Here is a 23,856-nt window from a genome sequence, read left to right as displayed (position 1 = left end):
GGCACCGCCGAACACGACGGTGGAGGTTAGTCCCCACCGCGGCGGAAAGTTCATTGCCGGGCCGGCAACCTTCTCCCGCCGCAGCGGCGCTCAGCCACGCACACGCAACCCGGCGGTGCCGAGCCGGCCAGGCCGCCCCGCACCGCCGGGCACGCCCGTAGGGCTGGTCGCCGCCGCGGCGGAAGGGGCGTCGTCGGGTGCGAGGCCCCGGGGCGTGGTCGCCCCGGGAGTCAGCGGGGGCGCGGGACCGGGCGGCGGCCCAGGAGGTCGGCCAGGCCCTGGCGGGTCGCGGCGACGAGGACGCGGTCCTGGCGCCGCAGCACGTAGTCGCCGGGCAGATCCCGTAGCAGGACCGTCTGCCGCCCGGACGCGTCCGGCCGCACCATGGTCAGCCCGAGCACCCGCCACGCCCCCGGCGCGAACGCGTCCGCGGCGGCGCGCCCCTCCAGTCCGGCATGCCCGACGACCTCGATCGCGGCGATGAGGACGACGCTCCGCTCCACCGGCACCGCCCCCAGGATCTGACGCCCTATCATCGCGCTGGCGAACGCCGGGGCGACCAGGAACGAGACGCTGCGGCTCCGCGTCCACGCCCGCGGGTACGTGTCGCGCAGGGTGCGGTAGACGGCCTTGGCGAAGCGGTCGTCGTAGAGCCGCATGACCACGCGGACGTCGGGCTTGACGGCCCGCGCATACAGCGCGGCCTCCAGGTTGGTGATGTCGCTGCTGGTCAGCGCCATGAGCGTGCCGCTCTGGCCGATCTTGGCGGCCTCCAGCACCCCTTCCTCGGTGACGTCGCCGATGATCGTGGGGACGCGCAGGGCGCGGGCGACCGCGACACCGCGCGCCTGCGGGTCGCGCTCGACGCACACCACGGGGATGCCGAGCTCGCGCAGCCGGGCCAGCACGCGGGTGCCGATCTTGCCGAGCCCGAGCAGCACCACGTGGCCGGAGAGGCCGCGCCGCGGGCGCCGCAGCGTGGAGGCGGAGCGGAAGGTCCCGAGGCCTTCCAGGGCGGCGGCCACGAGCAGGGGGAGCAGCAGCAGGCCGGTGAAGCCGGAGAGGAGTTGGAGGATCTGCCGGCCGTGGCCCTCGTGGATCGCGGGGTCGTTGATCGCGAAGAGGTCGAGCAGCGACAGATAGACGGCGTGCGTCGGGTTGTTGCTGCTGACGCTCCAGGACGCGACGGCCAGCCCGCACACGGCGGCGACCAGCAGCCCGAGGGCCCAGCGCAGGCGCCGGGAGAAGAACGAGCCGAGCGGCAGGCCGCGGACGGTGGGCCGGCTCGGCGGCACGGACGGCACGTCCATCGGCACGGCCTCCAGGACGACCCGGGAGCGCCCCTCCGCGCCCGGCGGCGGCACGGCGCCGGGCAGCAGCAGGGGCCCGTCGGCCTCGGGCCCGTAGGCGTCGGCGGGCCGCTGGGCGGGGGCGAGCAGGGCGACGGTGCACAGCTCCTGCGGCCGCCCGGGGGCCTCCGCCACGGGCGGCCGCTCGGCGGCTCTCAGGAGCCTGCCGCCGACGTCGAAGACCCGGCTGTGCCCGGAGACGGCGGCCGTGACGAGGACGGGGGCGGCGGTGTCCGCGTCCGACAGGACGGTGGTGGTGGCGTCGGTGACGGGCTCGGCGTCCGCCGTGGCGGCGGCCAGCAGGGCGGCCTGGTCGAGGACTTCCTCCAGGTGCTGGCCGAGTCTTCGGTTGTAGAGGCGGATGACGAGCCGGACGCGCGGGTTGAGACGGCGGGCGAGCAGGGCGGCCTGGACGTTGGTCTCGTCGTCGTCGTAGACGAGGGCGAGCGCGGTGGCATGGGCCACCCCCGCCTCGGCGAACGTCTCCTCGCCGGGCTCGGCCGCCTCCACGACCCGTACGAGCGCACTGCCGGCGGGCGCGGTGCCGTTGCGGTCGGGGGCGCCGCCGCGGCCGACGGCTCCGGTGACGCGCCCGAAGAGGGCGGCGGCACGGCCGACCATGGGCGCGGGGCGCCGCCTGGCCTCGCGCGCCGGCGGCAGGACGACGGTGACGCGCTCGCCGTACACGCCGGAGAGCTCGGCGGCGAGCCGGTGCACGAGCCCGTCGTCACCGCACACCACCATGTGCGGTGCGTCCGGCGTGACTTGAGGCTGCTGGTTCAGTGTGGCCACACCGTCAGCCTGCCCTGCACCGGTCGAACATTCACCGGATTTCGCCTGTCCGGTTGCGGAAGGACGACCCTCAGCGGACCGGAACCCGGTCCACCTCCGGACGCCGGTGATGACGGTGGGCCCGGTAGTGCAGCCGGAGGACCGACGGGGCGCCGTTCAGGGCACGTTCCCTGTCGCGGCTCGGCAGGAGCCTGCACACCGACGCCCCGGCCATGAGCAGCGTGGTGGCCGCCACGACCGTGGCGAGCGCCCGGAAGCCGGCATCGGACGTCCTGGTCGTCAGCGTCGACGCTCCGGCGGCGCCCAGGGCGGCCCCGAGCGGTGGTACTCCTGCGTACACACTTCTCTCCCTCTGCTGAGCCGGCCGGCCCCGTCGCTGAGCCGGCGGTGTGGTCAGGTGGCCTGCCAGCTTTCTTCCCGGCGCCGGGCCATGTCCCACAGGGACCGGATGTACACGGCGTGCTGGAACATGTCGTAGGCCAGTTCGACGGCGAGCGTGCTCGCCAGCAGCTGGGACTTCCAGCCGGCCCCCCGCGCGGTGACCACCTTCTCCGTGACGAAGACGAGGCCCACGGCGATCCAGAAGGGCGAGAACTCTGGGCGCCCCCGGGCGAGCATCCAGAGGGTGAAGACGAGGTAGAGGGCGAGGAAGACGACGGACAGGCCCATGAAGCCCTGGCGGACGATGTACGGGGCCGTCACGCGGGTCCAGCCGTAGTCGCGCAGGTTTTCGAGGGCGCCGCGCTGCCAGCGCAGCCGCTGGTGCCAGAGTTTGGGCAGGGTCGTCATGACTTCGGTGACCACCGCGCAGCCCTGAGGTGAGACCGTGCGGTAGCCGATGGTCCGTACGGCCTTGGTGATTTCGTCGTCCTCGGTGAGCGAGGCCAGGGAGTAGTAGGACGAGCCGCCGCCGATCCGGCCGGCGATCCGGGCCTCCTTGACTTCCCGCAGGGTCGAGACGCGGAAGAGGGTGGCCGTGCCGGTGAGGACGTCGGCCCGGAAGCCGCGGCGCGCTATCTCCCGGGCGTAGCGGTGGAATTCGATCCGCTGGAGCGCCCCGAGGAGCCCGCCGCCGCCTTCGCCGTAGAAGATGCCGCCGACGGCCCCGACGGTGCCGTCCAGCCCGTCGACCGCGCTGGCGACGAAGGAGGGCCGGAGCACGGTATCGGCGTCCTGGACGAGGACCAGGTCCCTGTCGTCCAGCCCGTCGAGCACCTGGTCGAGGGCCTGGTTGAGCGCGCCGGCCTTCTTGTGGAGGTTGTCCGCCGACTCCATGACGGTCGCGCCGTTCGCCGCGGCGATCTCGGCGGTCCCGTCGGTGCAGTTGTCGGCCACGACGACGATGCGGTGCGGAGGGTTCGTCTGGCGGTGCAGCGCCGCGACGGACGCGGCGATGCGTTCGGCCTCGTTGTGGGCGGGGATCAGCGCCACGATGTGGGGCGGCACCGTCCCGGCGTCGTGGGCACGTCGTGCCCGGGTCCTGATGGCCGGCTTGCGCATGCGTGTGCTCCCGAGCAGGTTGGCCGTGCGGGGACTTGAGCGGACTTCAGAAGGCTTGAGGGGGCTTGAGAAGGCTTGAGGGGGCCTTGGGAAGCTTGAGAGGCTGCCGCCCGGCCCGGCCGGAGCGGGCCGGGCCGGGCGGCAGCCGGTCACTCGGCGTGGTCCGTGGACGTCAGGACCGGGGCTGTACGTCGATGGTGTTCTGCGCGGTGGCGAGGATGGGGTCGCCGAGCTGCATGCCGACCTGCGCCGGACCGGGCACCGCGGTGGAGTCGAGGACCATCGCCGGGTACACCGACACCCAGGCTTCGTTGCCGAGGCTGCTCGGTTCCAGGTCGAGGTCGACAGCCGGGCAGGTCAGGGTCCGGTGGTCGGCCGACCTGACGCCGGGAGTACTCACCTCGGTGTTCTCGTCGTACCACCGGGTGAACCTCACCAGGTCCTCGGCGAAGCGCATGCCTTCGGGCGCCGTGAAGACGATCTGCGCCGCGCCGATCTTGTGCTGGCCGGTGTTGCGCACGACGAACGGCGGGAAGAACTGCTCCGTCGTCTCTCCCACGACAGGGTTCTTGTGCACGGGCTTCGGCTGCACCGTGGCGCGCAGGCCGGGGTCGATGCTCCTCGGTGCCCGGTACCGGTAGTAGACGCTGCCGATCTGGAAGGCGTCCTCCGGCTTGGCGGGGTCCCAGCGCAGGCTGCTCGGCGAGCCGTCGGGGTTGGCGGACTGCGGCCAGACCAGGAAGCGGTAGTAGCCCGTCTTGTCGCCGAGCTGAGCCGGTGAGATCACCGCCCTCGTGTTCGCCGACGTGGAAGAGGACGCGCGGCCGCGCTCCAGCTGACCGCCGTTCCCCGTAGAGTCCGGCAAATAGGTGAGGCCCGCCGACCGGGTCGGCGGGCCTCAGCACGTCAACGTGCCGCGCCGTCCTACTTCTTCGCAAGCTCCCGCAAGGCGACGTTCAGCTTCAGGACGTTGACGCGCTCCTCGCCCATGAAGCCGAGGATGCGGCCGTCCACGTGGTCCTCCACGAGCTTTTCGACCTTGTCCGCCGGCAGGCCGTTGGCCTCGGCGACGCGCTTGGCCTGCAGCCGCGCGTACGCCGGCGAGATGTCCGGGTCGAGGCCCGAGGCGGAGGCGGTCAGCGCGTCCACCGGTACGGACGACGGCTCGACGTGGTTGAACGCGGCGACGTCCGCCCGCCGCTGCTTGACGGCGTCGAGCAGGATCTTGCTGTCCGCGGCCAGGTTCGAGGCGCCGGAGACGATCAGCTTGTACTGGGTGTTCTCGGCGTTCGGGCCGGCCGCCGAAGGGCGCGGCTGGAAGAACTTCGGGTCCGGCAGCGGGTTGCCGTCCTTGTCCTTCTTGTCGAGCGTGTAGCTCTGGCCGAGCCGCTCGGAGCCGACGGACCTGCCGTCCACCTTCACCTCGGAGCCGTTGGCCTTGCCGTGGAAGGCGGCCTGGGCGATGCCGGTGACGACCAGCGGGTAGATCACCCCGCAGACCACCGTGAGGACGAGCAGGGCGCGGAGCCCCGCGCCGACCAGGCGGGCCGTGCTGCGTACGGAGTTGTTCATGGTGACGTCACCCGATGCCAGGGATGAGGGAGATGAGCAGGTCGATGATCTTGATGCCGATGAACGGGGAGACCAGGCCGCCCAGTCCGTAGATCAAGAGGTTGCGGCGGAGCATGGCGTCCGCGCTCATCGGGCGGTAGCGCACGCCCTTGAGGGCGAGCGGCACCAGCGCGACGATGATCAGCGCGTTGAAGACGACCGCCGAGAGGATGGCCGACTCGGGCGAGTGCAGGCTCATGATGTTGAGCTTGTCCAGGCCGGGGTAGGCCACCGCGAACATCGCCGGGATGATGGCGAAGTACTTGGCGACGTCGTTGGCGATGGAGAAGGTCGTCAGGGCGCCGCGCGTGATGAGCAGCTGCTTGCCGATCTCGACGATCTCGATGAGCTTGGTGGGGTTGGAGTCCAGGTCCACCATGTTCCCGGCCTCCTTGGCGGCCGAGGTTCCGGTGTTCATGGCCACGCCCACGTCCGCCTGCGCGAGCGCCGGGGCGTCGTTCGTGCCGTCGCCCGTCATCGCCACGAGCTTGCCACCGGCCTGCTCGCGCTTGATGAGCGCCATCTTGTCCTCGGGCGTGGCCTCGGCGAGGAAGTCGTCGACGCCGGCCTCCTCCGCGATGGCCTTGGCCGTCAGCGGGTTGTCACCCGTGATCATGACGGTCTTGATGCCCATGGCGCGCAGCTCGTCGAACCGCTCGCGCATGCCCTCCTTGACGACGTCCTTGAGGTGGATGACACCCAGGACGCGGGCGCCCTCGGCGTCCTCCACGGCGACCAGCAGCGGGGTGCCGCCGGCCTGGGAGATGTCGTCGGTGAGCGTGCGGGCGTCCTCGGCTACGCGGCCGCCCTGCTCCTCGACCCAGGCGAGGACCGAACCGGTCGCGCCCTTGCGGACCTTGCGGCCGTCCACGTCGACGCCGGACATGCGCGTCTGGGCGGTGAAGGGGATCCACTCGGCGCCCACGAGCTCGCCCTCGTGGCGCTCGCGCAGGCCGTACTTCTCCTTGGCGAGGACGACGATCGAGCGGCCCTCAGGCGTCTCGTCGGCCAGGGAGGAGAGCTGGGCGGCGTCGGCGACCTCGGCGGCCGTGGTGCCCTTGACGGGCACGAACTCCGCGGCCTGGCGGTTGCCGTACGTGATGGTGCCGGTCTTGTCGAGCAGCAGCGTCGAGACGTCGCCCGCGGCCTCCACCGCGCGCCCGGACATCGCCAGGACATTGCGCTGCACCAGCCGGTCCATGCCCGCGATGCCGATCGCGGACAGCAGGGCGCCGATGGTGGTCGGGATGAGGCAGACCAGCAGCGCCGCCAGGATGATCATCGACTGCTCGGCGCCCGCGTAGATCGCGAACGGCTGGAGCGTGATGACGGCCAGCAGGAAGACGATCGTCAGCGAGGCGAGCAGGATGTTCAGCGCGATCTCGTTGGGCGTCTTCTGCCGGGCCGCGCCCTCGACCAGGTTGATCATGCGGTCGATGAAGGTCTCGCCGGGCTTCGTCGTGATCTTGATGACGATGCGGTCGGAGAGGACCTTGGTGCCGCCGGTGACCGCCGAACGGTCGCCGCCGGACTCGCGGATGACCGGGGCCGACTCGCCGGTGATGGCCGACTCGTCGACCGAGGCGACGCCCTCGACGACGTCGCCGTCGCCCGGGATGATGTCGCCGGCCTCGCAGACGACCAGGTCGCCCACGCGCAGGTCGGTGCCGGGCACCGACTCCTCGGTGCCGCCGGCAAGCCGCCGGGCCACCGTGTCGGTCTTGGCCTTGCGCAGGGTGTCGGCCTGGGCCTTGCCGCGGCCCTCGGCGACCGCCTCGGCCAGGTTGGCGAAGAGGACGGTCAGCCACAGCCACACCGTGATGGCCCAGCCGAACCAGGAGCCGGGGTCCTTCAGCGCCAGCACGGTGGTGACCACCGAGCCGATCAGGACCACGAACATCACCGGGGCCTTGACCATCACCCGCGGGTCGAGCTTGCGGAAGGCGTCCGGCAGCGACTTCAGCAGCTGCGCCGGGTCGAAGAGGCCGCCGGAGACCCGGCCGGGATCCGGGGAGCCCTGCGGGTGGGCCTCCTCCTCGGACGCGGTACGGACAGGGGTGGTCGTGCTCATGAGAGTCCCTCCGCCATCGGGCCAAGGGCCAGGGCCGGGAAGTAGGTCAAGCCGGTGATGATGAGGATCGCGCCGACGAGCAGGCCCGCGAAGAGTGGCTTCTCCGTGCGCAGGGTGCCGGCGGTCTCGGGGACGGGCGTCTGCTCGGCGAGCGAGCCGGCCAGCGCCAGGACGAAGACCATCGGCAGGAAGCGGCCGAGCAGCATGGCGAGGCCGATCGTGGTGTTGTACCAGGGCGTGTTGGCGTTCAGGCCCGCGAACGCCGAGCCGTTGTTGTTGGCGCCGGAGGTGAACGCGTAGAGGACCTCGGAGAAGCCGTGGGCGCCGCTGCCGTCCACCGAGTTGCCCTTGACGTTCAGGATCGACTCCGGCGGCCCGGACAGCGCCATGGACAGGGCGGTGAAGCCCAGCACCAGGGTCGGGGTGATGAGGATGTAGCACGCGGCGAGCTTGATCTCGCGGGTGCCGATCTTCTTGCCGAGGTACTCGGGCGTCCGGCCGACCATCAGGCCCGCGATGAAGACCGCGATGATCGCCATGACGAGCATGCCGTAGAGGCCGGAGCCGACGCCGCCGGGCGCGATCTCGCCCAGCATCATGCTCAGCAGCGTGATGCCGCCGCCGAGGCCGGTGAAGGAGGAGTGGAAGGAGTCCACCGCGCCGGTCGAGGTGAGCGTCGTGGTGGTGGCGAAGATGGCCGAGGCGCCGACGCCGAAGCGCTGCTCCTTGCCCTCCATCGCGCCGCCCGCCGCCTGGAGCGCGGGGCCGTGGTGCGCGTACTCGGTCCACATCATCAGGGCGGTGAAGCCGAGCCAGATGACGCCCATCGCGGCCAGGATCGCGTAGCCCTGCCTGACGTTGCCGACGAGCTTGCCGAAGGTCCGGGTCAGCGCGAAGGGGATGACGAGGATCAGGAAGATCTCGAAGAGGTTGGAGAAGGCGTTGGGGTTCTCGAACGGGTGGGCGGAGTTGGCGTTGAAGTAGCCGCCGCCGTTGGTGCCGAGCTCCTTGATGACCTCCTGCGAGGCCACGGCGCCGCCGTTGACCTGCTGCGTGCCCCCGGCGAGCCGGCCTATCTCGTGGATGCCGGAGAAGTTCTGGATGGCCCCGCAGGCGACCAGGATGACCGCGCCGGCCACCGAGAGCGGCAGCAGGATGCGGACGGTGCCGCGCACCAGGTCGGCCCAGAAGTTGCCGAGCTCGCCGGTGCGCGACCGCGCGAAGCCGCGGACCAGCGCGACGGCGACGGCGATGCCGACGGCCGCGGAGACGAAGTTCTGCACGGCGAGGCCGAGCGTCTGGACGGCGTGGCCCATGGCCTGCTCGCCCGAGTACGACTGCCAGTTGGTGTTGGCGACGAACGAGGCGGCGGTGTTGAACGCCTGGTCCGGGCTGATCGCGGTGAAGCCCAGCGACAGCGAGCCGGGCAGGATGCCCTGGATCCGCTGGAGCAGGTACAGGAACAGGACGCCGACGGCGGAGAACGCGAGGACGCCGCGCAGGTACGCGGGCCAGCGCATCCCGGCGTCCGGGTCGGCGCCGATGGTGCGGTAGATCAGCTTCTCGGCGCGCAGGTGCTTCCCGGAGCTGTAGACGCGGGCCATGTAGTCGCCGAGCGGGCGGTACGACAGCGCCAGCGCCGCGATGAGCGCGAGGAGCTGGAGGACTCCGGAGAGTACGGGGCTCATATCTGTGCTCAGAACCTCTCCGGGAAGACGAGGGCGAGGATCAGGTAGCCCAGCAGGGCGACGGCCACGACCAGGCCGACGATGTTCTCGGCAGTCACAGCTTCGTCACCCCCTTGGCGACGAGAGCCACCAGCGCGAAGACCGCGAGCGTGGTGACGACGAAGGCCACGTCGGCCATCGTGTGCTCCTAGAGAGGGTTCGGAGAGGAACGGACCCTCACAGGAAACCGTTCGCGGACCCTCCCGGGCGCTCCGTTGACGCCCTCTATACGGCCATTAGCGCCCCCTTGACGGAATCCATATGGATACGCTTTTGACCTGCAAAAACACCGCTGGGCCGCAACCCCGGTCAGGGGGTTGCGGCCCAGCGGAAGGCCGTAATCCAGCCGCCGGCGAGGGTGTTCGCCGGTGGCTGCGCGCGTCCGTCAGCGCACTTCGGTGATCTCCGGACCGCGCTCCAGGCGGTCCACGCCGCCCGCGAAGCGCGAGCGGTCGTCGTCCGGCTGCTGGAGGCCCTCGGCGACCATCTGGGCGTCCTCGGGCAGCTTCAGGACGATCGGGTCGCGGGGAGCCATCGGGGACTCGCCGCGGACGACGACGGTGTCCCGGAAGATCTGCTCCAGCAGGCCGGCGGTCTGCGGCTGCACCGCGCCCTGGCCGGAGATCACGCCGCGCAGGAACCAGCGCGGCCCGTCGCACCCGATGAAGCGGACCATCTGCACGCCCTGCGTGCCGTCCGGCAGCGCCACGGGCACCTGGGCCCGCAGCTCCCAGCCGAGCGGGCCCTGGACCTCGTCCACGACACCGCCCTGCTGGGTGATGCCGGAGGCGATCTCCTCGCGGACCTCGCCCCAGATGCCCTCGCGCTTGGGGGCGGCGAAGCCCTGCAGCTGCACGGCGCTGTCGCGGAGCACGACGGTGGCGGCGACGATCGCGTCACCGGCGACCTCCACGCGCAGCTCCATGCCCTCGACGCCCGGCACGAACAGGCCGCCCAGGTCGACCCGGCCCTCGGCGGGGTCGCGGACCTCGGAGAGGTCCCACGGCCCGTCGGGGCGCGGCTCCGGCTCCAGCCGGACCCGGCTCCCGGCCCCGGAGTCCGACGCGGCCGGCGACTCCTCAGCCAACTCCTCGGAGGTCACGTCGTCGGGACGGGAGTCCTCGACCACGTCCTCACTGCGCTTGCGGCGACGACCGAACACGTCACTGTCCTTCCCGGTCGATGGCGACCGAAGCGAATCCATACCCCACGGCAGCGTGGCCACCGGTGGACCCGAAGCCCCCTTCGGCCCGTGCCGAGCCCGGAAGCTCCGCGACCTCGTGGAAGCGGACCTTCTCTACTTGCTGGACGACCAACTGGGCGATGCGGTCGAACCTCTCGAACCGGACGGTCTCCCGCGGGTCCAGATTGACCACAATCACCTTGATCTCTCCACGGTACCCGGCATCGATGGTCCCCGGGGCATTCACCATGGAGACTCCGCACCGGGCGGCGAGGCCCGAACGCGGGTGCACGAAGGCCGCGTAGCCGTCCGGCAGCGCGATGGAGACGCCCGTCGGCAGCACCATCCGCTCCCCCGGGGCCAGCTCGGCGGCCTCGGTGGTCACGAGGTCGCAGCCGGCGTCACCGGGGTGACCGTAGGAGGGGAGGGGCACCTCGGGGTCCACTCGGCGGATGAGGACGTCCAAGGGTTGACGCGTCACGGGTTCACCTCGAAAGCTCGCGCGACCTTCACCTGGTCGGGGTTGGCCAGCGTGGCCTGGATCTCTGCGGGACGGCCGTGCTCGATGAAGTGGTCGACCTTGACCTCGACGAACATCGCCTCGGCGCGGAGTGCGAGCGGGCCCTCGGGCCCGCCGATCCGGCCGGTGGCCGCGGCGTAGATCTTACGGCCGTGCACGGCCGTCACCTCGGCGCGCAGGTGGAGCACGGTGTCCACGGGCACGGGCAGCAGGAAGTCGGTCTCCAGCCGGCCGGTCACCGCGATCACCCGCAGCATCCAGCCCAGCGAGCCCAGCGTCTCGTCCAGCGCCGTCGCCAGCACCCCGCCGTGGGCGAGGCCGGGGGCGCCCTGGTGCGCCTCCTTGACCCGGAACTCCGCGGAGACGCACACGCCGTCGCCGGCCCGCACCTCGACGTGCAGCCCGTGCGGGACGCCGGGGCCGCAGCCGAAGCAGTACTCGTAGTGCGACCCGATGGTCTCGCCGGGCGCGGGCGCGTCGGGGTGCCGCACGGGGGGCACGGCCCCGTCCGGCGGCGTCAGCGCTGTCGTTCGTCCACTCACAGGGGCTGACCTTACCCGCGCGGGCGGGGCCCGGTCCCGCTCGTGTCAAGCTTGGGCCCATGCAGGCTTACGAAGAACGTCTGACCGCGCCCCGTTCCTGGTGGTTCATCGCGGTTCTGACCGGGGTGGCGATGGCGCTGATCCTGCTTCCCCTGGGGACGGTGCCCATGCTCGGCGGCCTCGTGGGCGGCGGCGCCCTCGCGGCGACGGCGGTCAGTTCGTACGGCTCGGTGCGCATCCGCGTGGTGGGCGGCGCGCTGGTCGCGGGCGACGCCCGGATCCCGGTCGAGGCGCTGGGGACGCCGGAGGTGCTGGACGCGGAGGAGGCCCGCGCCTGGCGCACGTACAAGGCCGACACCCGGGCCTTCATGCTGCTGCGGGGCTACGTGCCCACGGCGCTGCGGATCGAGGTCACCGACCCGTCCGACCCGACGCCCTACGTCTACCTCTCCACGCGTTCCCCCGAGCGGCTGGCCGCCGCGCTGACGGCGGTACGGGCTTCCTGACGGGCCGTACGGGCTCCCTTGACGGGCGGTGGCGGTACGGGCTCGCTGAGGGCTTCCTGGCGGGTCCGGCGGCTCTTCCGGCGGTACGGGAAGGGGCCGGGCTTCGGGCCCGGCCCAGAGGCCGCTACTGGAGCGGAAGGGGGCCCTCAGGGCCCTCGGGGAGCGCCTCCCACGGCACCTGCCGGGCGCGCAGGTCCTTGCGGACCTTGGCCGCGAGCCTTCTGGTGTCGCGGCGGTTCATCACCGCACCCACGGTCGCGCCGATCATGAAGGGCGTGAGGCTGGGCAGATTGCGGAACGTGCGCTTGAGGATCTGCTGACGCAGCTCGCGCCTGAGCTGGCCGCCCAGGGCCGCGTTGAGGGTGGTGGGGGCCGTGACGTCGATCCCGCGCTCGTCGGCCCAGGCGGCCAGATAGGCCAGGGAGCGCTGCCGGAGGTTGCCGGGGGCCCGCAGGCCGTACACCTCGTGGAGCTCGGCGATCAGCTTGAACTCCACGGCGGCGACGCCGGCGATCTCGGCCGCCAGCTCGGCGGGCATCGCGGGCGGCACCGGCAGCATCGCCGCGGCGCCGACTCCGGCGCCCACCGTGGAGGTGCCGTTGGCCGCACCGGCCACCAGCTTGTCGGCGAGCTCCTCCGGGCCGAGGCCCGGGAACTGAGCCCGCAGCGTCGCGAGGTCCCGCACGGGGATGCGCGGGGCGTTCGCGATGATCCGGTCGGCAAGGGCGGAGAGTCCCGCCCGCGCTCCCCGGCCGCCCTTGGCGGCGCCACGGCCGACCGCGGCGGCGAGCGAGGCCGTGCGGCCCCGCTCGACGTGAGTGCCGGCCGTGTCACCAGGGGCCGATGCGTCCTGCCGTGCGGCGTCCCCGCCGGGCCCGGTGGTCAGCTCGGGCTGCCGGGAGCGCCGCTTCCGGAACGGGGTCGAGCCTGCCATCGCAGACCCGGTCCTCAGTCGCAGTCGCGGCAGATCGGCTGGCCGTTCTTCTCGCGCGCCAGCTGGCTGCGGTGGTGCACGAGGAAGCAGCTCATGCAGGTGAACTCGTCGGCCTGCTTGGGCAGGACCCGGACGGCCAGCTCCTCGTTGGAGAGGTCCGCGCCGGGCAGCTCCATGCCCTCCGCGGCCTCGAAGTCGTCCACGTCGACGGTCGACGCCGACTTGTCGTTCCGGCGGGCCTTGAGCTCTTCAAGGCTGTCCGAGTCGACGTCGTCGTCGGTCTTGCGTGGGGTGTCGTAGTCCGTTGCCATGTCGCTCTCCCCCTCTGGGTGTCTGCGGTGTCTCCAGCGCACGTAACGCGTGAGAGGCCGGACTTGTGCCCGACCCGAGGCGGAGATTTTGCCTCACATCAAGGTCTGTTACTCAATCGACACCCAACCGCACACCTGAAGAGGTGATGGGGTTGGATGGCGAACCGGACCGTACACGGTCCGGATGCCGCATGCGGATGCGCCATCACGTGTACTTCCCGTGATCACGACCAGCAGAAACCCCCATTTTTCCGGCGTTCCGGCGAGTCCATCGATCACGGAGAGTGGATGGCCGGAAGTTTGCGTGTGTGAGCGATTCCACACATCCACAGCAAGGGGCGGAACGTGAAAATTCCGCCCAAAGCGAACCTACGGCCGCCCCATTCTCGCAGAAATTTTCAGGTGGGCAGGACCACTCTCATGATCAACCCGCCTCCCTCGCGCGGCACCGCGGTGATCCGCCCGCCGTGCGCGCGGGCCACCGAGCGCACGATCGACAGCCCCAGGCCGACGCCCTTGTCGCTGCCCGTGCGCTCCGTACGGAGCCTGCGGAACGGCTCGAAGATGTTGTCCAGCTCGTACGCGGGAACCACCGGGCCGGTGTTCTCCACCACCAGCACCGCCTGGCCCGGCTGCGCCTCGGTGGTGACCTCGACCCAGCCGTCCGGGGTGTTGTAGCGCACGGCGTTCTGCACGAGGTTCAGCGCGATCCGCTCCAGCAGCACGCCGTTGCCCTGAACCACGGCGGGCTGGCGCGTCCCGCGCAGCTCCACGCCCTTGCCCTGGGCCTCCGAGCGCGTCTGGTCCAGCGCTCTGGAGGCCACCTCGGCGAGGTCCACGGGCTTGCGGTCGACGATCTCGTTGTCGCTGCGGGCGAGCAGCAGCAGGCCCTCCACCAGCTGCTCGCTGCGCTCGTTCGTGGCCAGCAGCGTCTTGCCGAGCTGCTGGAGCTCCGGCGGCGCCCCGGGGTCGGAGAGGGTGACCTCCAGCAGCGTGCGGTTGATCGCGAGTGGCGTGCGCAGCTCGTGCGAGGCGTTGGCCACGAACCGCTGCTGCGCGGTGAAGGCTCTCTCCAGCCGGTCCAGCATCTCGTCGAAGGTGTCGGAGAGCTCCTTCAACTCGTCCTCCGGCCCACCCAGTTCGATGCGCCGGGAGAGGTCGGTGGCGGCCACCCGGCGGGCGGTCCGCGTCATCTTGCCCAGCGGCGAGAGGACCCGGCCGGCCATGGCGTAGCCGAACGCGAAGGCGATCACGGCGAGGCCCAGGAGGGCCAGCAGGGAGCGCTTGAGGAGGCCGTCGAGGGCGACGGCCCGCTGGTGCTCCATGCACATCCGCAGGCCGTTCATGAAGGCGTCGCTGTTGGTCGCGGAGCCCTGGGGCAGGCTCCGGCAGCTGGCACTGGTCTCGACGTTGGCGTTGAGGATCCGGAACGGCAGCTGATTGCCCTGGGTGAGGGCGTCGGCCGCCAGCAGATAGATGATCGTCAGCAGCAGCACGCCCGCCATCAGGAACATCCCGCCGTACAGCAGGGTCAGCCGTATCCGGATGGTGGGGCGCAGCCAGGGGAAGGGGCGCACGACGGGCTGCCGCGGGTCCCAGGTGGGCTTGGGGGGCGCCGCGGGGGGTGCGGGCGCGGGGGAGGTGGACATCAGGGTCAGATCCGGTATCCGGAGCCCGGCACGGTGACGATCACCGGGGGCTCACCGAGCTTGCGGCGCAGGGTCATCACGGTGACCCGGACGACGTTGGTGAAGGGGTCGGTGTTCTCGTCCCAGGCCTTCTCCAGGAGCTGCTCGGCCGAGACGACCGCGCCCTCGCTGCGCATGAGGACCTCCAGGACGGCGAACTCCTTGGGGGCGAGCTGGACCTCCCGGCCGTCGCGGAAGACCTCGCGGCGGTTGGGGTCGAGCTTGATGCCGGCGCGCTCCAGGACGGGCGGGAGGGCCACGGTCGTGCGGCGGCCGAGGGCCCGCACGCGGGCGGTGAGCTCGCTGAAGGCGAAGGGCTTGGGCAGGTAGTCGTCGGCGCCGATCTCCAGGCCCTCCACGCGGTCGCTGACGTCGCCGGAGGCGGTGAGCATCAGGACGCGGGTGGGGATGCCGAGCTCGACGACCTTGCGGCACACGTCGTCGCCGTGGACGAGGGGCAGGTCGCGGTCGAGGACGATCACGTCGTAGTCGTTGACGGCGATGCGCTCCAGGGCGGCGGCACCGTCGTACACGACGTCGACCGCCATGGCCTCCCGGCGCAGTCCGGTGGCGACGGCATCGGCGAGCAGCTGCTCGTCCTCGACGACGAGTACGCGCACGGCGTTGATCCTTCCCTTTGGGCCCGGGCGGGCAGGCTGGAGATACCCCTGTGGGTTCCTCCATCCTGCCTCGAACCTCGGTAAACCGGCTGTAAGGGGCGCCGGGGCCGACTTGCCGGCCGGTCGTTCCGGATCGCCGCCGGGGTGCGGCTCCGAGCGGTTTCCGGTCCGCTCGTGGATTGGTTCCGGACGGGAGGTTTCCCCGCGGACGGGGCTGGGGAAGACGTCTGCACACCCGCGATCACGCCCAGTGGCGGCACGCCACTACGGCACGCCCGCCCGATCCAGGGGCAGGGGCGCGATCGATTCGCCGTCGGCACACCCCCGTGCCATCGACCCACGACGAGGGGGCGCAGCACCATGGACGCGTTCACCGCTGGCATTCTGCAGCGCATAGAGACCACCCGCAGCGACCGGGACCAGGCCCGCAGGCTGGGCGATGAGTACACGGCCGAGGTGGAGCAGTCCGCCCTGGACGATCTCCACCGCCTGGCCGCGGAGCACGGCGTCCAGGTCTCGGCCGCCTGATCCGGACCCGGCGGCGACGCCCCGGCACCCGCGCGGGTGCCGGGGCGTCGTCATGCCCGCGCGAAGGCCGCTGAGGGGCCCTGGGAGCGGCGCTCAGCCCTGCCAGGCCCCCAGCTCCTCCAGCCGGCCTTGCAGCCGCTCGAAGAGGGCGGGCGGGGCCGCCACCGTGAGCTCGGTGGAGGCGGGCTCGCCCGGGCGGCCGCCGGTCAGCGCCCCGGCCTCGCGGGCGATCAGCGCGCCCGCCGCGTAGTCCCAGGGGTTGAGGCCGCGCTCGTAGTAGCCGTCGAGCCGGCCGCAGGCCACGTCGCACAGGTCGATCGCGGCCGACCCGCCGCGCCGGATGTCGCGCACCTGCGGCAGCAGGGAGCGCAGGACCTCCGCCTGGGCGGCGCGGCGCGAGGTGAGATAGCCGAAGCCGGTGCCGATGAGGGCCTGGTCGAGGGCGGGCGCGGGCCGCACGGCCAGCTTCTTCTCGCCCAGGTGGGCGCCCTGGCCGAGCACGGCGTGGTAGGTCTCGCCGCGCATCGGGGCGGCCACGACGCCGACGGCGGCCTCGCCGTCGATCTCGGCGGCTATCGACACGCACCAGGACGGCAGGCCGTAGAGGTAGTTCACGGTGCCGTCGACGGGGTCGATGACCCACCGGACGCCGGTGCTGCCCTCGCTGCTGGCGCCCTCCTCGCCCAGCAGGCCGTCGCCGGGGCGGTGCTCGGCGAGGAAGCCGGTGATCAGCTTCTCGGCGGCGATGTCCATCTCGGTGACGACGTCGATCGGGCTGGTCTTCGTCGCGGCGACTCCCAGGTCCGCCGGGCGGCCGTCGCGGAGCAGCGCCCCGGCGCGGTCGGCGGCCTCGAGGGCCACGGCCAGGAGTTCTGCCTTCAGAGTGTCGCTCACGGTGCTGGTGCTCCTTGGACGGAAGGGTTCAGGCGTACGGGAGGGTCAGGCGTACGGGCTGTCGGCTCCGGCGGCGGCCGGGCGCGGGGCCCTGGCCGGGCAGCAGCCGACGGGGCAGAGGTCGTGCGAGGGGCCGAGGGCCCCCAGGGCGCACCGCGCGGGGTGCTCGCCGCGCTCGGTCGCGGCGCGCTCCAGGACGAGCTCGCGGACGGCGGCGGCGAAGCGGGGGTCGGCGCCGACGGTCGCCGCGCGGGCGACCGGCAGGCCGAGCTCCGCGGCCTTGGCGGCGGCCTCGGTGTCGAGGTCGTACTTGACCTCCATGTGGTCCGAGACGAAGCCGATGGGGACCATGACGACGGCGGGGACGCCGGCGGCGTGGGCGGCCTCCAGGTGGTCGCAGATGTCGGGTTCGAGCCAGGGGATGTGCGGGGCGCCGCTGCGGGACTGGTAGACGAGCTGCCAGGGGTGCTCCCGGCCGGTCTCCTCGCGGACCGCTTCCGCGATCGTGCGGGCCACGTCGAGGTGCTGGGCGACGTAGGCGCCGCCGTCGCCGTGCCCCTCCGCCGGGCCGGAGGAGTCCGCGGCGGCGGTGGGGATGGAGTGGGTGGTGAAGGCGAGGTGGGCGCCTTCACGGACGGCCTCGGGCAGCTCGGAGAGGGCCGCGAGGACGGCGTCGGCCATGGGGCGGACGAAGCCGGGGTGGTTGAAGTAGTGCCGCAGCTTGTCGACGCGGGGCGGGGTGACGCCCTCGGCCTCCAGGGCGGCGAGTGCGTCCGCCAGGTTCTCCCGGTACTGGCGGCAGCCCGAGTACGAGGCGTAGGCGCTGGTGGCGAGGGTGAGGACGCGGCGCCGGCCGTCGGCGGCGATCTCGCGCAGGGTGTCGGTCAGGTACGGCGACCAGTTGCGGTTGCCCCAGTAGACCGGGAGGTCGGTGCCGTGCTCGGCGAACTCCTTGCGCAGGGCGCCGAGCAGTGCCCTGTTCTGGTCGTTGATGGGGCTGACGCCGCCGAAGAGGAAGTAGTGCCGGCCGACCTCCTTGAGGCGCTCGCGGGGGATGCCGCGCCCGCGCGTGACGTTCTCCAGGAAGGGAACGACGTCGTCCGGTCCTTCGGGGCCGCCGAAGGAGAGCAACAGCAGGGCGTCGTAGGGGGCGTGCGCTGGCTGATCCGACATGGGTCCGATCCTGCCACTCGTCACTGACAGGCAGGAAATGGCGGTGCGCCGTGCAAACGTACCCCCGTAAGCTGTATCAGCCACCTACATCCCTTACGGCACCCTCGATCCGTCCCGCCTCCGAACTCCCTGGGAGCCGTCGTTGTCCAGCCCGTACCGCGCGATCTTCGCCGCCCCCGGCAGCAAGGGCTTCTCGGCCGCCGGCCTGATGGGCCGGATGCCGCTGTCCATGTTCGGCATCGGCGTGGTCACGATGGTCTCCCAGATCACCGGCCGCTACGGCCTGGCGGGCGCCCTCTCGGCGACCCTGGCGATCTCGGCGGCCGTGGTCGGGCCGCAGATATCCCGGCTCGTCGACCGGCACGGACAGCGCCGGGTGCTGCGCCCGGCGACGCTGGTGGCCCTGGCCGCCGCCGCGGGGCTGCTGCTGAGCGCGCAGCAGCGCTGGCCGGACTGGACGCTGTTCCTCTTCTCGGCGTGCTGCGGGTGCGTGCCGAACGTGGGCTCCATGGTGCGGGCCCGCTGGGCGGCCCTCTACGGGGGCAGCCCGCAGCTCCACACGGCCTACGCCTTCGAGTCCGTCGTCGACGAGGTGTGCTTCATCGTCGGCCCGATCCTGTCGATCGGGCTCTGCACGCAGTGGTTCCCCGAGGCGGGCCCCCTGCTGGCCACCTGCTTTCTCGCGGTCGGGGTGTTCTGGCTGACCGCGCAGCGCGGCACCGAGCCCGAGCCGCACCCGCAGGCACAGGGGGCGGGCGGCGGGGCGCTGCGCTCGCGCGGCCTCCAGGTCCTGGTGGCGACGTTCACCGCGACGGGCATGATCTTCGGCACCTGCGACGTGGTGACCGTCGCCTTCGCCGACGAGCAGGGGCACAAGAGCATGGCGAGCCTGGTGCTCGCGACGTACGCGCTGGGCTCCTGCGCGGCGGGGGTGGTTTTCGGACTCCTGCCGCTGAAGGGGGAGATGGCCCGCCGCTGGCTCGTGGGCGTGTGTGCGATGGCCGTGAGTATGATCCCCCTCCTACTGGTCGGGAGCCTGCCGTTCCTGGCCGTGGCGCTCTTCGTCTCGGGGCTGTCGATCGCGCCGACCATGGTGACGACGATGGCCCTGGTCGAACGGCACGTACCGCGCGCGCAGCTGACCGAGGGCATGACCTGGACGAGCACGGGGCTCGCGGTCGGCGTGGCGCTGGGGTCGTCGGCCGCCGGCTGGGTGGTGGACGCCCGCGGCGCGGCCGCGGGGTACGCGGTGTCCGCGGTGGCGGGAGCGCTCGCGGCGGCGGTGGCGCTCCTGGGGTACCGCCGGCTCCGTACGCCGGCGCCGGAGCGGCCGGGGGCACCTGTGCCGCAGGCAAGGGGAGGGTCTGACGCGCATGACGGAGACGACCGGAACGACGGCCGGCACGAAGACCGGGACGGGCGCAGCAAGGGCGTCGTCGCCTAGGGCGGCCGGCTCGCCCCCCTGGCGCAACTGGGCGGGGAACGTCACCGCCCGCCCCGCGCGCACGGTGGCCCCGTCGACGGCCGGGGAGGTCGCCGCGGCGGTCGCCCGGGCCGCCTCGGACGGCCTGAAGGTGAAGGCGGCCGGCGCCGGCCACTCGTTCACCGCCGCGGCCGCCACCGACGGCCTGCTGCTGCGCCCCGAGCGCCTCGCGGGCCTGCGCGCGGTCGACCGCGCGGCGGGCACCGTGACGGCGGGCGCCGGCACCACGCTGCGGCAGCTGAACCGGACGCTGTCCGCGCACGGCCTGTCGCTGGCCAACATGGGCGACATCATGGAGCAGACCGTCTCCGGCGCGGTCAGCACCGGCACCCACGGCACCGGCCGCGCCTCGGCCTCACTCTCGGCGCAGGTCCGCGGCCTGGAGCTGGTCACCGCGGACGGTTCGGTGCTCGCCTGCTCCGCGGACGAGCACCCGGAGGTCTTCGCGGCCGCCCGGCTGGGGCTCGGCGCCCTCGGCGTGATCACCGCGCTGACCTTCGCCGTGGAGCCGGAGTTCCTGCTCCGGGCCCGCGAGGAGCCGATGCCGCTCGACCGGGTCACGGCCGAGTTCGACCAGCTGGTCGCCGAGAACGAGCACTTCGAGTTCTACTGGTTCCCGCACACCACCAGCTGTGTCACCAAGCGCAACAACCGCAGCGCGGGCCCCGCCGCCCCGCCCGGCCGAATCGGCGCCTTCGTCGAGGACGAGCTGCTGTCGAACGGGCTCTTCGGCGCCCTGTGCGCCGTGGGCCGCGCCGTCCCCGCCGCCGTGCCGGGCATCGCCCGCGTCGCCGGCCGCGCCCTCTCCGCCCGTACGTACACGGACGTCCCGTACAAGGTCTTCACCAGCCCGCGCCGGGTCCGCTTCCTTGAAATGGAGTACGCGCTGCCGCGAGAGGCCGCCCTGCCGGCGCTGCGCGAGCTGCGGGCGGCGATCGAGCGCTCGCGGCTGCGCGTGGCCTTCCCCGTGGAGGTCCGCACGGCCCCGGCGGACGACATCCCCCTGTCCACGGCCTCCGGCCGGGAGACCGCCTACATAGCCGTGCACATGTACCGGGGCACGCCCTATCAGGCGTACTTCCGGGCCGCCGAGCAGATCATGACGGCGCACGGCGGCCGGCCGCACTGGGGCAAGCTGCACAGCCGCGACGCGGGGCACCTGGCGGCGGCCTACCCGCGCTTCGAGGAGTTCACGGCGGTACGGGACCGGCTGGACCCGCAGCGCGTCTTCGGCAACGACTACTTGCGGCGCGTACTGGGCGAGTGAGGGGGCGGGGGCGCGGCGCCTCTCTCAGGCTCTCCACCGCTGTGCACCGCGCCCCGTAAGGGGCGCGGGGAACTGCGCGATCAGCCACGTACGGCCCGCAGCCGAGGGAGATCCCTCGACTCCGGGCCGTACAAGCCGTGCTTACGAAACGGGAACGGTGCCCGCCGCGCCCGCCGCCGCGTTCTGCCCGCCGGCCGGCGGCGTGGGCGTCCCCTGACCCCCGGTCGTACCGCCGCTGCCGCCCTTGCCGTCCCCGCCCGTGCTGCCGCCGGGCGACGTGGACGGGTTCGGCGAGGGGTCCGGCTTGGTGCTGGGCGTGGAGCCGCCGGAGGACGGGGGCGCCGACGGGTCGGGCGACTGCTTGCCCGTGTCGCCGCCGCCCTGCCGGGACGCGCCCGGGTCCGGGGTGGAGCCGGTGTCCCCGCCGGGGCGGTGCTGCTCGCCGCCGTCGTGGGAGCGGCCGGGGTCGTCCGCGGGCCGCTCGGGCGCCGGGTCCTGCTTCTTCTGCGCGTTCCCGCCGCCGATGATCTGGCCGACCGTGGTCCCGCCGCCACCGTCCGCGCTCGAACCCTTGACCGCCTCGACCGCGGTGAGCGTGCCCATCGCGAGGACGAAGACCGCGCCGGCCGCAAGCGCCGGGCGCTTCCAGCCGCGCATCCGGGTGCCGTGGGTCGTGGCGGGCGTGTAGATGTCGGTGTACGGGTCCGGGTGCGCGTCCGTGCGCGCGTCGCCGTATGCAGAGGAGTGTTCGCCAGCGCGCGCCCCGGAATGCGCGCCCGCGTATGCGCCGCCGGGCCCCGGCGCCTGTCGCACCGTGTGCACCAGCCGTGTCGCCGCGTCGCCGTCCGCCGCGGGCAGCATCTGCGTCGCGTCGGCCTGCGGGAGCGCGCGGGTCGCGTCGTCGTGCGCGGCGCCCCGGCCGGCGGGCCCGGCGCCCCGTGCGGCCGCGGCCGCACGGCTGACCGCACGGCGCGCGTCCTGGACGGGCACCTGGCGCATGGTCGGCTTCGCCGACTGCGCGGTCGCCTCGCGGAGCTGTTCCCCGGTCCGCTTGAACAAGTGCTGGAAGACCGTGCCGCCCGAGGTGGCCACGACGCTCACGACACCGGCGCCGATGACCGTGCCGTACACCCCGAGCTTGCCCGCGAGCAGTGCGGCGATCACCGCCGCGAGGGCGCTGCCGGCGACCTGCGCGAGGCTCAGGTCCAGACGCTTGTTCTTTGCTTTTGCCTCACTTTCGCCTTTGTCGTCCATCTCCTGCCTCTGTGTAGCCCTTGGGTCCGTCTTGCAGGTAGAAGAGACATTCGAGCGTAACGAACAGTTCCGAATCTGGCGATTGTGTGAACCTCGACACCCGTGCAACCGGCTCCGCACTCGATAGGTACGATCAACTCCCTTCTCCCGCGTGAACTTCGATGGCGCGCCATTCCACCCCCAGTGGCCCGAATGGAGTACTGTGGCGAGCCCTGGCCCCGGTGTCCCGTCCGGCTGCCCGGACCCAACGGGCGGGGCCCCAGCGGCTCTCACCCCCGTCAACTCGGCAATGTTGTGGCAGGCTGCACCCGGGCAGGCCACACTCGACTAGCGGAAGCAGCGACGCACGTGACGTCGGCAGGCACCACCCGGGAGGTCCCCATGCCCGAACTGCGTGTCGTGGCCGTCTCCAACGACGGCACACGGCTGGTGCTCAAGGCTGCGGACAGCACGGAGTACACCCTTCCCATCGACGAGCGGCTGCGCGCCGCCGTGCGCAACGACCGTGCTCGCCTGGGGCAGATCGAGATCGAGGTGGAGAGCCATCTCCGCCCCCGCGACATCCAGGCACGGATACGTGCGGGAGCCTCCGCGGAGGAAGTCGCGCAGCTCGCCGGCATCCCCGTGGAGCGGGTGCGGCGGTTCGAGGGCCCGGTCCTGGCCGAGCGCGCGTTCATGGCCGAGCGCGCCCGCAAGACGGCCGTGCGCCGGCCCGGAGAGAACACCGGCCCGCTCCTCGGCGAGGCCGTGGCCGAGCGGCTCATGCTGCGCGGGGCCGAGAAGGACACCGCGCAGTGGGACTCCTGGCGCCGGGACGACGGCACGTGGGAGGTCCTGCTCGTCTACCGGGCGGCAGGTGAGCCCCATGCGGCCAGCTGGTCGTACGACCCGCCGAGGCGGATCGTTCAAGCGATGGACGACGAGGCCCGCGCGCTCATCGGCGAGACCGACGACACGCCCGAGCCGAGCTTCCCGTTCGTGCCCCGGATCGCCCGGCTGCCCCGGGACCGGCCCCTCGACCGGTCGCTGGACCGCCAGCAGGCGTCGTCCGGCCCTCCGGCCCCGCCGGAGCCGGAGGCCGAGTCCGCGGAGGAGCCCGGTAAAGAGCGGGATTCGCTGACGAGCCTGCTCGAAGCGGTGCCCAGTTTCCGCGGTGACATGATCGTGCCCGAAACGGCTTCGGCCGCGGCCGCGCAGGCCGCTGACGAGTCGTCCGAGGTGCCGGAGGCCGTCGAGCCGCCGGCACCGGCCGCGAGTGCGGGGGCCGCGTACGCGGACGTCCTCATGCCGCGGTCCGTGGCCGGTCACCGCGACCGGCTGACCGGCACGACGGACCGTCAGGCCGAGGCGGACGGGGTCCGGCCGGGCCGGCGCGCGGCGGTCCCCAGCTGGGACGAGATCGTCTTCGGCACCCGCCGCAAGAAACAGGAGTAACCCCGACGACAGTGACCCCCCGTCAAGCCCCCGGTCACGCCCGGGGGCGAAGACGGCAGCGCACCTGCACCGCCATGACGCCCCTCCCCGACGGCGGCTCCGGCCCCGCCGGACCGCGCCGCGGGGGTTTCTCGCCGCCGCGGCGGAAGGGACGGAAGGGAAGGCCCGGCACCCCTCCCCCGCCGCAACGGCGCTCAGCGACAACACCGATGCCCGGCAGCGCCGAACTGCGCTACGGGGGATTCTCGCCGCCGCGGCGGAAGAGAAGGCCCGTCACTCTTCCTCCGCCGCCACGGCGCTCAGCCACAACGCTCGTGCCCGGCGGTGCCGTCGTACCTGGCCTGCTCGGCACCGCCGGGCTACGCCGCGGGGTCTTCTCGCCGCCGCGGCGGAAGGAAGAGTCCGGCGCCCCTCCCCCGCCGCAGCGGCGCCCAGCCACCACGCTCCTTTTCGGCGGTGCCTGCCGGCC

The 23,856-nt window shown here is 72.6% G+C and carries 23 protein-coding genes; 5 read left to right on the top strand and 18 right to left on the bottom strand.

The window, feature by feature from the left end; all coding sequences use genetic code 11:
• Positions 1-230 precede the first annotated feature (230 nt).
• The 11 genes from PS271_RS22705 to PS271_RS22655 form a co-directional block, all read right to left on the bottom strand.
• On the bottom strand, positions 231-2,093 hold the full coding sequence (locus PS271_RS22705; RefSeq protein ID WP_398386996.1) for an NAD-binding protein: 1,863 nt from the start codon (positions 2,091-2,093) through the stop codon (positions 231-233).
• 118 nt (positions 2,094-2,211) lie between these two features.
• Positions 2,212-2,481 (bottom strand): hypothetical protein, encoded by a 270-nt coding sequence (locus PS271_RS22700; protein WP_398384155.1) that lies wholly within the window; start codon positions 2,479-2,481, stop codon positions 2,212-2,214.
• A gap of 53 nt (positions 2,482-2,534) precedes the next feature.
• Entirely contained in the window at positions 2,535-3,641 is a 1,107-nt protein-coding gene (locus tag PS271_RS22695) for a glycosyltransferase family 2 protein (protein ID WP_398384153.1), read from the bottom strand.
• 172 nt (positions 3,642-3,813) lie between these two features.
• Positions 3,814-4,428 (bottom strand): hypothetical protein, encoded by a 615-nt coding sequence (locus PS271_RS22690; protein ID WP_398384152.1) that lies wholly within the window; start codon positions 4,426-4,428, stop codon positions 3,814-3,816.
• Between the two features lie 137 nt (positions 4,429-4,565).
• Positions 4,566-5,213, bottom strand: coding sequence for a potassium-transporting ATPase subunit KdpC (gene kdpC, locus PS271_RS22685; protein ID WP_398384151.1), 648 nt, complete (start codon positions 5,211-5,213; stop codon positions 4,566-4,568).
• Between the two features lie 7 nt (positions 5,214-5,220).
• Positions 5,221-7,323, bottom strand: coding sequence for a potassium-transporting ATPase subunit KdpB (kdpB, locus tag PS271_RS22680; protein WP_398384150.1), 2,103 nt, complete (start codon positions 7,321-7,323; stop codon positions 5,221-5,223).
• Positions 7,320-9,011: a potassium-transporting ATPase subunit KdpA gene (kdpA, locus tag PS271_RS22675; protein WP_398384148.1), complete on the bottom strand. Its 1,692-nt coding sequence runs from the start codon at positions 9,009-9,011 to the stop codon at positions 7,320-7,322. Before kdpA ends, kdpB begins: the two co-directional genes overlap by 4 nt.
• Positions 9,012-9,019: 8 nt before the next feature.
• Entirely contained in the window at positions 9,020-9,109 is a 90-nt protein-coding gene (gene kdpF, locus PS271_RS22670) for a K(+)-transporting ATPase subunit F (protein ID WP_043188605.1), read from the bottom strand.
• A 326-nt stretch (positions 9,110-9,435) separates the two neighbouring features.
• Positions 9,436-10,212: a DUF3710 domain-containing protein gene (locus tag PS271_RS22665; protein ID WP_398384145.1), complete on the bottom strand. Its 777-nt coding sequence runs from the start codon at positions 10,210-10,212 to the stop codon at positions 9,436-9,438.
• A 1-nt stretch (position 10,213) separates the two neighbouring features.
• Positions 10,214-10,714 carry a dUTP diphosphatase gene (gene dut / locus PS271_RS22660; protein WP_398384144.1) on the bottom strand — a complete coding sequence of 167 codons (501 nt, stop codon included), beginning with the start codon at positions 10,712-10,714 and terminating at the stop codon, positions 10,214-10,216.
• Positions 10,711-11,295: a PaaI family thioesterase gene (locus PS271_RS22655; RefSeq protein WP_398384142.1), complete on the bottom strand. Its 585-nt coding sequence runs from the start codon at positions 11,293-11,295 to the stop codon at positions 10,711-10,713. The genes dut and PS271_RS22655 overlap by 4 nt, the downstream gene beginning before the upstream one ends.
• 59 nt (positions 11,296-11,354) lie before the next feature.
• Here PS271_RS22655 and PS271_RS22650 point away from each other — a divergent pair, with 59 nt between their 5' ends.
• Positions 11,355-11,801, top strand: coding sequence for a DUF3093 domain-containing protein (locus PS271_RS22650; RefSeq protein WP_398384140.1), 447 nt, complete (start codon positions 11,355-11,357; stop codon positions 11,799-11,801).
• Between the two features lie 124 nt (positions 11,802-11,925).
• Here PS271_RS22650 and PS271_RS22645 read toward each other — a convergent pair whose 3' ends face one another.
• The 4 genes from PS271_RS22645 to PS271_RS22630 form a co-directional block, all read right to left on the bottom strand.
• Positions 11,926-12,735: a hypothetical protein gene (locus tag PS271_RS22645; protein WP_398384138.1), complete on the bottom strand. Its 810-nt coding sequence runs from the start codon at positions 12,733-12,735 to the stop codon at positions 11,926-11,928.
• 14 nt (positions 12,736-12,749) lie between these two features.
• Positions 12,750-13,046 carry a DUF4193 domain-containing protein gene (locus PS271_RS22640; RefSeq protein WP_030366107.1) on the bottom strand — a complete coding sequence of 99 codons (297 nt, stop codon included), beginning with the start codon at positions 13,044-13,046 and terminating at the stop codon, positions 12,750-12,752.
• Between the two features lie 398 nt (positions 13,047-13,444).
• Positions 13,445-14,695, bottom strand: coding sequence for a sensor histidine kinase (locus tag PS271_RS22635; RefSeq protein ID WP_398384135.1), 1,251 nt, complete (start codon positions 14,693-14,695; stop codon positions 13,445-13,447).
• A 5-nt stretch (positions 14,696-14,700) separates the two neighbouring features.
• Positions 14,701-15,354 (bottom strand): response regulator transcription factor, encoded by a 654-nt coding sequence (locus PS271_RS22630; protein ID WP_030368611.1) that lies wholly within the window; start codon positions 15,352-15,354, stop codon positions 14,701-14,703.
• Positions 15,355-15,714: 360 nt separating this feature from the next.
• On the opposite strand from PS271_RS22630, the gene PS271_RS22625 reads away from it, so the two are divergent.
• The gene (locus tag PS271_RS22625; RefSeq protein WP_398384133.1) at positions 15,715-15,882 is read left to right on the top strand and encodes a hypothetical protein; all 168 of its coding nucleotides are present in this window, start codon (positions 15,715-15,717) and stop codon (positions 15,880-15,882) included.
• Between the two features lie 93 nt (positions 15,883-15,975).
• On the opposite strand, the gene PS271_RS22620 is transcribed toward PS271_RS22625, so the two are convergent.
• On the bottom strand, positions 15,976-16,776 hold the full coding sequence (locus tag PS271_RS22620; RefSeq protein ID WP_398384132.1) for an inositol monophosphatase family protein: 801 nt from the start codon (positions 16,774-16,776) through the stop codon (positions 15,976-15,978).
• A gap of 45 nt (positions 16,777-16,821) precedes the next feature.
• Positions 16,822-17,949 carry a ferrochelatase gene (locus PS271_RS22615; protein ID WP_398384130.1) on the bottom strand — a complete coding sequence of 376 codons (1,128 nt, stop codon included), beginning with the start codon at positions 17,947-17,949 and terminating at the stop codon, positions 16,822-16,824.
• A gap of 142 nt (positions 17,950-18,091) precedes the next feature.
• Between PS271_RS22615 and PS271_RS22610 the strand changes: the two genes are divergently transcribed.
• Positions 18,092-19,393 carry an MFS transporter gene (locus PS271_RS22610; RefSeq protein ID WP_398384128.1) on the top strand — a complete coding sequence of 434 codons (1,302 nt, stop codon included), beginning with the start codon at positions 18,092-18,094 and terminating at the stop codon, positions 19,391-19,393.
• Positions 19,323-20,699 carry a D-arabinono-1,4-lactone oxidase gene (locus tag PS271_RS22605; RefSeq protein WP_398384127.1) on the top strand — a complete coding sequence of 459 codons (1,377 nt, stop codon included), beginning with the start codon at positions 19,323-19,325 and terminating at the stop codon, positions 20,697-20,699. Before PS271_RS22610 ends, PS271_RS22605 begins: the two co-directional genes overlap by 71 nt.
• A gap of 141 nt (positions 20,700-20,840) precedes the next feature.
• Here the strand turns inward: PS271_RS22605 and PS271_RS22600 are convergent, their stop codons facing one another.
• Positions 20,841-21,953: a hypothetical protein gene (locus tag PS271_RS22600; RefSeq protein WP_398384125.1), complete on the bottom strand. Its 1,113-nt coding sequence runs from the start codon at positions 21,951-21,953 to the stop codon at positions 20,841-20,843.
• 381 nt (positions 21,954-22,334) lie between these two features.
• On the opposite strand from PS271_RS22600, the gene sepH reads away from it, so the two are divergent.
• A complete protein-coding gene (gene sepH / locus PS271_RS22595) occupies positions 22,335-23,387 on the top strand; it encodes a septation protein SepH (protein WP_398384124.1) in 1,053 nt (350 codons plus the stop codon).
• Positions 23,388-23,856 lie beyond the last annotated feature (469 nt).

It is taken from the genome of Streptomyces sp. SCA2-17 (assembly GCF_044336695.1).
Note: the sequence above shows the minus strand (reverse complement) of the source record. Positions and strands in the feature narration are given on the sequence as shown.